Source organism: uncultured Neisseria sp. (genome assembly GCF_951230505.1).
Lineage (GTDB): Bacteria > Pseudomonadota > Gammaproteobacteria > Burkholderiales > Neisseriaceae > Neisseria.
The window spans coordinates 1-9,870 of record NZ_CATNVN010000064.1; the positions used below are offsets into that span (position 1 = coordinate 1).

Below are 9,870 nucleotides of genomic sequence, written 5' to 3' on the forward strand. Positions count from 1 at the left end.
TGCTTGGGTGGCTTTTGTGTACTTTCGTTGCGCCAGTCGATGTCGGAGCGGTTGGTAGGGATGGTATGGGGCATAATGTGTTGCAAATCGGAGAAATAGGGGATTAGTTTACTATATTTAGGATGTGTTCGGTTTGAGAGGAGCTTTTAATAGTTTAGATTAGACAAAATGTATAAAAATTTCTCAAGTTTTAAAATTTATACCAATATTTTGATAAAAATAGATTGTCGTTTTGTCTAAAGTGCGTATAATTCCCTTCCAAAGCAAACCATAATTTCGATAAAGTTTGGACAAGGAACATCATGCAATTAGACATTGACCGCTTAGTTGCTTATTTCGGCGGCGTGAATGCACTTGCCGAAGCGTTGAAACAGCACGATCCCGAAAATGCCGCGACGACTGCCGCCATCTATAAATGGCGCACGCGCGGGTCGCTGCCCTTGGTGCAACTGCAAAAGCTGACGGCGCTGGCGGAAGCGCAAGGCAGACCGCTGGATTTGAATGCTTTTTTACAAAAAAACGAATCTCTGGAGAGAACAGAAATGACACAGACCAACCGCGTAATTATTTTCGACACCACCATGCGCGACGGCGAGCAGTCGCCCGGTGCATCCATGACCAAAGAAGAGAAAATCCGCATTGCCCGCCAGTTGGAGAAAATGGGCGTGGACGTGATTGAGGCGGGTTTTGCCGCCGCCAGCCCGGGCGATTTCGAATCGGTCAATGCGATTGCCAAAATCATCACCAAATCCACAGTCTGCTCGTTGGCGCGTGCCGTTGAAAACGATGTGCGTAAGGCAGGCGAAGCCGTTTCCCCCGCTCCGAAAAAACGCATCCATACTTTTATCGCTACCAGCCCCATCCACATGGAGCACAAACTGAAAATGAAGCCGCAGCAGGTGATTGATGCGGCGGTCAAAGCGGTGAAAATCGCCAAAGAATACACCGACGATGTGGAATTTTCCGCTGAAGATGCGGTTCGTTCGGATTTGGACTTTCTCGCCAAAATCTTTACGGCGGTTATCGAAGCGGGTGCAACCACCATCAATATTCCCGATACTGTCGGCTACTCCATCCCTTCCGTGTGGTACGAACGTATCAGCAACATCATTAAAAGCGTGCCCAACGGCGACAAAGTAGTCTGGTCGACCCACTGCCACAACGACTTGGGTATGGCGGTTGCCAACTCGCTGGCTGCTGTTCAGGCAGGTGTGCGTCAGGTGGAATGCACCATCAACGGCTTGGGCGAACGCGCGGGCAATGCCAGCCTTGAAGAAATCGTGATGGCGTTGAAAGTGCGTCATGATTTGTTCGGCTTGGAAACCGGCATCGACACCACGCAAATCGTGCCGGTATCCAAACTGGTGTCCACCATTACCGGCTATCCGATTCAGCCCAACAAGGCGGTGGTCGGCGCAAACGCCTTTGCACATGAATCAGGCATTCATCAGGACGGCGTGTTGAAACACCCCGAAACCTATGAAATCATGACTGCCGAATCGGTCGGCTGGTCAACCAACCGCCTGACCTTGGGCAAATTGTCCGGTCGCAACGCCTTCAAAACCAAGCTGGCGGATTTGGGTATCGAATTAGAAAGCGAAGAGGCGCTGAATGCTGCTTTTGCCCGCTTTAAAGAACTTGCCGACAAAAAACGCGAAATCTTCGATGAAGACCTGCACGCGCTGGTGTCTGACGAAATGGGCAATATGAATACCGAAAGCTACAAATTCATTTCCCAAAAAATCAGCACTGAAACCGGCGAAGAACCGTGCGCCGATATTGTGTTCAGTATTCGCGGTGAAGAAAAACACGCTTCCGCTAGCGGCTCAGGCCCTGTTGATGCCATCTTCAAAGCCATTGAAAGCGTAGCACAAAGTGGCGCAACCTTGCAGATTTACTCTGTTAACGCGGTGACGCAAGGTACCGAAAGCCAAGGCGAAACTTCAGTCCGCCTGCAACGTGGCGATCGTGTGGTCAACGGTCAAGGCGCAGATACCGACGTGTTGGTGGCAACTGCCAAAGCCTACCTCTCTGCCTTGAGTAAACTGGAATTCGGTCAAGCTAAGCCTAAAGCACAAGGCAGCGGCATGATTTAATTTATTGAATGAAAAAGTAAAGGCCGTCTGAAATCGTAGTGATACATTTCAGACGGCCTTTTTTATTTGGTTAAAAATAGTTTGTTTATTGAAGTTTCAGCAGCCTATCTTGTTCGACGGACAATACGCCGTTTACCTTTTTGAAATAGGCAATGGCATCTTCAATATTGGTCTTGGAAGATGGACGGATAGCAATACCGTGCAGGTTTTTGTATTCGTAAACCAAAGTTGCACCGGAGATTTTCACTGCTTTTAGCAATGGCGCAGAACCGATTTGGGCATCATAGAAGATAATCAGATTGCCGGTTGTATCTTGGGCTTGCTGTTGAGATGAGGTGGCAGTTGATTGAGCGGGAGTGCTTGGACTTTGGCAGGCACAAAGCGGGATGGAGAGTAGGACGAATGCTAGGGTTTTCATGGCATTAATTGAATTTGATAAAAGAAAAAAGGCCGTCTGAACAATCATAAAACGAAATCAAATTTTCTCTTTACAACTTTCAGACGGCCTTTGTTAGTTATGCTTCAGGCAATTCCATGGAGAGAACGGTTTGTTCTTGTTTGGCACGGAAAGCCGCCAGTTTTTCAGCTAATTCAGGATTTTCGTTGGCTAAAAGTGAAATGGCAAACAGCGCTGCATTGGCCGCACCGGCTTCGCCAATGGCAAATGTAGCAACAGGAACACCTTTAGGCATTTGCACAATCGAAAGCAGGGAGTCTTCTCCACGCAGATATTTGCTGGGAACGGGAACGCCCAAGACGGGAACCGTGGTTTTGGCAGCGACCATACCCGGCAAATGCGCTGCGCCGCCTGCGCCGGCAATGATGGCTTTGATGCCGCGTTCGCGGGCGGTTTCGGCGTATTCAAACATCAAATCAGGTGTACGGTGTGCAGAGACGACACGCGCTTCGTATTCAACGCCGAATTCTTTGAGAAATTGTGCTGCCTGCTGCATCACCGGCCAATCGCTGTTGCTGCCCATAATAATGCCGACTTGGATCATGAGGAGTTCCTTTTGCTTGAATGGATTAAGGGTAAAAAAATATTCAGACGGCCTTGGGGATGACAAGGCCGTCTGAACGTTTATCTTTGTTTAAGACTGATGGAAGCGCGTTTTGCCGCCTCGCTGTTTGGGAAGCTTTGTATCAGTTTGCGCCATGTGCTGCGGGCGATGTCTTTTTGTTGCAGTTTGTATTGGCACTGGCCGATACTGTACATGGCGTCAGGGGCTTGCGGGCTGTTGCGGAATCGATTCGCATAGCGGTTGCCGATTTCGATAACGGATTCGCAGTTGCCTAGACGCTGTTGGCTTTGCAGGAGCAAATACATATTGCGGCGGGCAATTTCGCTGCCGTTGCCGCCATCAGCTTCTTTTAGAATGGCCACTGCAGCAGAGAAGTTGTTACGCTGATAGTATTTTTGTGCCTGATTATAAAGGCGCAGTTCGTTTTGTGCGGCTGAGTCTGTTTCAGACGGCACGCCGCCGCCATTGGCCAAATAGTTCATTTTCAGCTTGCGGTCGTCCAATCGCTGGGCTTTGGGTTTGGAAGCCGAAGTAGTCGGACGTTTGATGTTTCGTTGTTGTTCCAGTGTTTGCAAGCGTTGATTTAATTCTTCAACCGTGCGTTCCAGTCGGGCGATTTGTATGCCCAAGTGGTCAATCTGGGTTTGTTCGTCCAAACGCGGATAAGGAATATTTTTTTCATGCAAAGGTTCACGCGGAATATCCGGCAGGACAAAGTTTGGATTGTCGGCAGGTTGGGGAGGATGGGAAACGGCGCATGACGTAGCCAATAGAGTTAGCGGCAAAAGAAACAGGGAATGTGATAATGTTTTCATCGGATTGTGTTGTTTTATTTTTTTAGTAGCAGTGTCAAACCGTCGCCGATAGGCAGGGTAATGGGAATAATGCGTGTATCGTGCGGCAAATTTTGGTTGAAATGGCGCAGGATATCCAAGCTGGGCGGATCGTTTTCGGCAGCTTCATTCATGACGCGCCCGCCCAACAAGATATTGTCGATGGCAATCACGCCGCCACTCCGTACCAGTTGCAAACAGCGTTCAAAATATTTTGGCGTAGGCGGTTTGTCGGCATCGATAAGCGCCAAGTCATAGCTTTCCGATCCGCCTTGCGCAATCAAATCGTCCAAAGTCAGCAAAGCTGGTTGCAGATGGAGTGAGATTTTATGCGCTATGCCTGCTGCCTGCCATGTTTCTCGGGCAATATCGGTAAAGGTTACATTAATGTCGCAAGCCGTGATTTTGCCGTCTTCGGGGAGGGCAAGCGCCACGGAGGTGCTGCTGTAACCGGTAAAGACGCCAACTTCCAAATATTTTTTAGCATTCAATAATTTAGCCAACCACACCAACATGGCCGCCTGCTCTTGGGCGATGGCCATCTTTCCCAGACGATGTGATTGGGTATGCTCGCGCAATGCGGTCAAAACGGGATGTTCGGATTGACCGATGCTGTTGAGGTAATGTTGTAATGCCGGATCGGTATTGTGTGTGTTGGTCGTCATGCCGATACGGGATTAGTCTTGATAGTAGGTGTAGGGTTTTTTGTTGACTTTGGCCGCTTCAAATTCAGCCTGTTCAGTCGGATTGAGGGTAACATCCCACAGCAAATGGCGATTTTCGAGGCGTTGCGCTTCCATTTCGGGATTGTCTTCCATGAGTTTGTCGAGGAATTGGGTAGCTTCGGATTTGTAGTGGTACATGATGTTCTGCCTGAATCGTTGTCAGACCGACATTATAGCCGATATTTTTTGCCAATACGCTAATTAATCGAACTTCCATAAGGTATAATGGCACGTCTTTTTTAGGTCGTCTGAAGCCTTTGCTCAATGTTTTGTCTTTATCTACGGCAGGATATTGTGCAAAGGCTTAAGCCAGACAAGTTTCAGACGGCCTTTTTTATTGTGAAAAGAGCTGCTTATGTTAAAAAAATGGCTGCATAAAGTGTTGCCTAAAAAACACGTCAAATCGTTGCCCGAAAAGGAAATTATCCCGCTTGAGCAACACGGTATCCGCGCGGATATGTTGAGCTTTGCCGCGGAGAAAATTGCCAAACGCCTGCATGAAGCTGGTTTTCAGGCTTATGTTGTGGGCGGTGCTGTTCGGGATTTGTTGCTTGGGGTCGAGCCCAAAGATTTTGATATTGCAACCGATGCCACACCGGAGCAAATCCGTAAAATATTCCGCCGCAGCCGCATTATCGGCCGCCGCTTCCAAATCGTTCATGTGATGATTGGCCCTGAAACCATTGAAGTGACGACGTTCCGCGGTGGCGATAAGGTTCAGCAAAATGCGCAAGGCCGCATTATGAAGGACAATACTTACGGCAGCATTGAAGAAGATGCCATGCGTCGCGATTTTACTTGCAATGCGCTGTATTACGACCCGATTAAAGAGGAGATTTTGGACTTCCATCAGGGCGTGGCTGATGTTGCCGATAAAAAATTGGTGATGATAGGCGATCCTGCCGAACGCTATCAGGAAGATCCTGTCCGTATTCTTCGTGCCGTCCGTTTGTCTGGCAAATTGGGTTTTGAAGTGGAAGAGCAAACTGCTTTGCCGATTGCCGAATATGCAGGCCGTCTGAAAAATGAGCCGGTGGCCCGTCTATTTGATGAAATTCTGAAAATCCTGTTTTCCGGTTATTCCCGTGCCTGTTTGAAGCGGCTAAACGAGTTAGGTATTCCCGAAGGCATCCATCCGCTTTTAGATGCCTTGAAAACGGCTGAAGCAGCCGACAAACGTATGATTATGTTGGCCTTGAAAAATACCGATGAGCGCCTTCGTGCGGATAAGTCCGTTTCCGTCGGTTTTGTATTGGCGGCGGTATTGTGGCCGACACTAAACGCCATTTGGCAACGCAATCAAAGCCATGGTCAAAAACCTGTCCCTGCGTTGATGGATGCGATGAACACCATGCGCGATACGGTAGAGAAAGGTTGGGGCGTACCGCAACGATTTTCTGCAACCATGCGTGAAATTTGGCAATTTCAGCCGCAATTCGACAATATGCGCGGCGCACGCCCATATCGTCTGCTATCACAAGCCCGTTTCCGAGCTGCTTATGATTTCCTGATTTTGCGTAGCGAGGTTGGCGAGGTTGATAAAGAGATGGCTTCTTGGTGGACAACTTTCCAACATGCCGATGAGGAAGCACGCCAGCAAATGACTGCGGCCAATGAGTACAAACGTCAGAAACAAAGTGGCTCAACTGACGACAAACCCAAACGTCGTCGACGCCGTCCGAAAAAGAAAACCACTGAGGCTGAATAAGTTATCAAAATAAATTTAAGGCCGTCTGAAACGATTAAATCTTTTGAGATTTGGTTTTCAGACGGCCTTCGTATTTCAAAAAAAACCGCAGGCTTTTTAACCTGCGGTTTGCTTTTATGATTTGTTTTCTTCGCTGTCGAGGAAGCTGCGGAGGCGGTCGCTACGGGTTGGGTGGCGCAGCTTGCGCAGTGCTTTGGCTTCGATTTGACGGATACGTTCACGGGTTACGTCAAATTGTTTGCCGACTTCTTCCAAAGTGTGGTCGGTATTCATATCGATACCGAAACGCATACGCAAAACTTTGGCTTCGCGCGGCGTCAGGCTTTCGAGGATTTCTTTGGTTACTTCGTGCAGGCTGGTGTACATTGCAGCTTCTGCCGGCGCAACGTTGTTGGCATCCTCGATGAAGTCGCCCAAGTGCGAATCGTCGTCATCGCCAATCGGTGTTTCCATGGAAATCGGCTCTTTGGCGATTTTCATGATTTTGCGGATTTTGTCTTCCGGCATTTCCATCAGTTCGGCCAGTTTGGCGGAATCAGGCTCTTCACCGGTTTCTTGCAGGTATTGGCGCGAGATACGGTTCATTTTGTTGATGGTTTCAATCATGTGAACCGGAATACGGATGGTACGTGCTTGGTCGGCGATGGAACGCGTAATCGCTTGACGGATCCACCATGTGGCGTAAGTCGAGAACTTGTAGCCGCGGCGGTATTCGAATTTGTCTACCGCTTTCATCAGACCGATATTGCCTTCTTGAATCAAATCCAGGAACTGCAAGCCGCGGTTGGTGTATTTTTTAGCAATGGAAATAACCAAACGCAAGTTGGCCTGAATCATTTCCTGTTTGGCGGCTGAGGTTTCTTTTTCGCTCAACACCATGTTTTTGTTGATCTCTTTCAACTCTTCGATGGAAATGCGGGTTTCAGCTTCCATATTTGCCAGCTCGGTTTGTTTTTCGAGGATGGCGTGGCGGAAACGATCCAATGCGTTTGCCCATACACGGCCTTTGGCTACTTCTTCTTCTACCCATTCCAAATCGGTAATGGCTGGCAGGAAGTTTTTGATGAAGTAGTCGCGCTCCATGCGGACGCGGTCGATACAGATGTCGCGGATTTCGCGTTCGAGTTTGCGGATGTTTTCAACGCGGCTGCGCAGGTTGCTGCTCAAATTTTCGATTTGACGTGTGGCAAAACGGACTTCTAACAGTTTGTTGGCAATGGCATCGCGGTGTTTAAGGTAGTTGGCGTGTTGGCTGCCGTGTTTTTCCAACTGTTTAATCATTTTGCCGTATTCGCTCTCGATAAAGGCGAAGTGTTCCAAAACTTTTTGTTTCAGTTCGGCCAAATGGGCGGCGGATATGGCTTCAGAGTCGCCGCCGGAGTCGTCTTCATCTTCCTCGTCGCCATCTTCATCATCGCTATCGGCTTCTCCTTCTTCGTCATCAGGTTTGGCATTTTCCAAATGACCCAGGCCTAATTCGTTCAACAAGACTTCATTAGGATCGATGATGGCTTCAACCACTTCATCCACACGGATTTCATCATTGCGGACTTGTTCGATCAACGCCAGAATTTCGGCAATCGAGCCCGGGCAGGCGGAGATTGCCTGCACCATGTTTTTCAGTGCATTTTCGATTTTTTTAGCGATGATGATTTCGTCTTCACGTGTCAACAGATCGACTTGACCCATTTCACGCATATACATACGCACAGGGTCGGTAGTGCGGCCAAATTCTGAATCTGCGCTGGAGAGTGCTGCTTCGGCTTCTTCAACGGCATCGTCGTCGGTCATGGCGGCGGCGTTGTCGCTCAAGAGGATGTCTTCAGCATCAGGAGCTTGCTCGGTTACTTGGATGCCCAAGCCGGAAATCATGCTGACGATGTTGTCGATTTGCTCGGCGTCGGACATATCGTCGGGCAGCGCGTCGTTAATTTCGGAATAAGTGATGTAGCCGCGTTCTTTACCCATAATAATGAGTTGACGCAGACGGGCGCGCTGCTCTTCGATACTCAAGGGACGGTTGTCATCTTGGTCTTGGTATTCTTCGTAGTTTTGGTTTTTAGACATGGATTGCTCTCTAGGTTGATAGGATGCCGACGGTTTACGGTGATGTGGCCGTACCTGAAGGCGGAGCAGAGCTTTTTGTTGTGAAATCAGATTTCACTTTAATACTCTGAGGCCGTCTGAAAAATATTACAGATGGAGTGTTCTGCGTGTCATGTTTCGCAGCGTGTGTTTAGATTGTTCAGACGGCCTGAGGGGTTAGTTTTGCTTTGCCGTCAAAAGTGACAGCAATAGTCTTTTTTCATTTTCGGTCAAACCAGTTTGAATACTTTTTTGCTTTAAAGTTTCGATTTGACTGTATTTTAATTCATTTAACAACTTTTTCATGCCGATTTGGAAACTTTCGCAATCTTCTTCATTATCCCCTTCCATTTCTTCAGAATGAAGGGTCGATAAAAAGATTTGATTGACGGTTTCCTCATAGGGCGAACCGCGCATATATTCAAGCACTTGTGCGGTTGCAGGAGTCGTATCGTGATGCTTGATGGTTTCGGCCAAATTGGCAAGGCAGGCGAAGTCACCGCTTAAAGCCAGATAATCGGGCAGGTCTATATATGAAGCCCAAGCCGGATTTATCAAGAGGCTGCGTATCTGTCTTTGAACCAGTGTCAGCATGGCTGGCTGTTTGACAGAAATGGGCGGTAGTTTGTAACTTTTTTGTTTGACATACCGCTTTGGCGCTTCTTGTCCGAGTAACTGGGCGAGGTTGTCAGGGTCAATGCCTACGAGCTCGCTGAGTTTTTGTTTCAGAAGATAGCCTAATGCCGGCGCGGTAATCTGAGCCAAGAGCGGAGAACTGGTTTTGACCAATTCTGCTTTGCCTTCTTGTGTATTGAGGTTGAGGCCGTCTGAAAGATGTTCCCAAAAGTATTCCGATAGGGGCTTGCTTTGGTTTAACAAGGCATCTTCAAATTGAGTCTTGCCGTAGGCGCGGATGTAGCTGTCTGGGTCGTGTTCTTCGGGTAGGAAGAGAAAATGCAGCGATTTATCGTCTTTTAATTGTGGCAACGCATTTTCCAGCGCGCGCCAAGCCGCTTTACGTCCCGCGCCGTCGCCATCGAAACAAAAATAAATACTGTCGGCCTGACGCATCAGGATTTTAACGTGTTCCGTCGTGGTTGCCGTACCCAAAGCTGCTACGCCGTAGCCGACGCCGAACTGCGCCAATGCGACCACGTCCATGTAACCTTCGACCACCAAAATCCGTCTAGCCTCTTTTACGGCAGCACGCCCTTCATATAGCCCGTAAAGGTTTTTCCCTTTATCGAACAAAGGAGTATCCGGCGAGTTCAGGTATTTGGGTTTGGAGTCATCCAATACGCGGCCACCAAAGCCGATGACCTGCCCGCGCGGATTACGGATAGGGAACATAATCCGATGGCGAAAGCGGTCGTAATGTTTGCCTTCGTTATCAATGACCAT

9 protein-coding genes are annotated in these 9,870 nt (G+C 48.6%); 2 read left to right on the forward strand and 7 right to left on the reverse strand.

Annotation, left to right across the window (positions count from 1 at the left end; all coding sequences use genetic code 11):
• Positions 1-302 precede the first annotated feature (302 nt).
• The gene (locus tag Q1M25_RS05510; RefSeq protein ID WP_300482653.1) at positions 303-2,096 is read left to right on the forward strand and encodes a 2-isopropylmalate synthase; all 1,794 of its coding nucleotides are present in this window, start codon (positions 303-305) and stop codon (positions 2,094-2,096) included.
• 85 nt (positions 2,097-2,181) lie between these two features.
• Here the strand turns inward: Q1M25_RS05510 and Q1M25_RS05515 are convergent, their stop codons facing one another.
• The 5 genes from Q1M25_RS05515 to Q1M25_RS05535 all read right to left on the reverse strand — a co-directional run bounded on the left by Q1M25_RS05515 (position 2,182) and on the right by Q1M25_RS05535 (position 4,814).
• A complete protein-coding gene (locus Q1M25_RS05515; RefSeq protein ID WP_300482654.1) occupies positions 2,182-2,514 on the reverse strand; it encodes a hypothetical protein in 333 nt (110 codons plus the stop codon).
• Positions 2,515-2,611: 97 nt separating this feature from the next.
• Entirely contained in the window at positions 2,612-3,097 is a 486-nt protein-coding gene (gene purE, locus Q1M25_RS05520; protein WP_300482655.1) for a 5-(carboxyamino)imidazole ribonucleotide mutase, read from the reverse strand.
• 80 nt (positions 3,098-3,177) lie between these two features.
• On the reverse strand, positions 3,178-3,933 hold the full coding sequence (locus Q1M25_RS05525) for a tetratricopeptide repeat protein (RefSeq protein ID WP_300482657.1): 756 nt from the start codon (positions 3,931-3,933) through the stop codon (positions 3,178-3,180).
• A 14-nt stretch (positions 3,934-3,947) separates the two neighbouring features.
• On the reverse strand, positions 3,948-4,616 hold the full coding sequence (locus Q1M25_RS05530; RefSeq protein WP_300482660.1) for an O-methyltransferase: 669 nt from the start codon (positions 4,614-4,616) through the stop codon (positions 3,948-3,950).
• 12 nt (positions 4,617-4,628) lie between these two features.
• A complete protein-coding gene (locus Q1M25_RS05535) occupies positions 4,629-4,814 on the reverse strand; it encodes a DUF3460 family protein (protein WP_003680728.1) in 186 nt (61 codons plus the stop codon).
• 217 nt (positions 4,815-5,031) lie between these two features.
• Here Q1M25_RS05535 and Q1M25_RS05540 point away from each other — a divergent pair, with 217 nt between their 5' ends.
• Positions 5,032-6,384 carry a polynucleotide adenylyltransferase PcnB gene (locus Q1M25_RS05540; protein ID WP_300482663.1) on the forward strand — a complete coding sequence of 451 codons (1,353 nt, stop codon included), beginning with the start codon at positions 5,032-5,034 and terminating at the stop codon, positions 6,382-6,384.
• Positions 6,385-6,498: 114 nt separating this feature from the next.
• Here Q1M25_RS05540 and rpoD read toward each other — a convergent pair whose 3' ends face one another.
• Both rpoD and Q1M25_RS05550 read right to left on the reverse strand, forming a co-directional pair.
• Positions 6,499-8,451, reverse strand: coding sequence for an RNA polymerase sigma factor RpoD (gene rpoD, locus Q1M25_RS05545; RefSeq protein ID WP_150537799.1), 1,953 nt, complete (start codon positions 8,449-8,451; stop codon positions 6,499-6,501).
• 195 nt (positions 8,452-8,646) lie between these two features.
• Positions 8,647-9,870, reverse strand: a 1,224-nt coding sequence (locus Q1M25_RS05550) for a toprim domain-containing protein (protein WP_300482667.1), incomplete at its 5' end; no start/stop codon positions are given.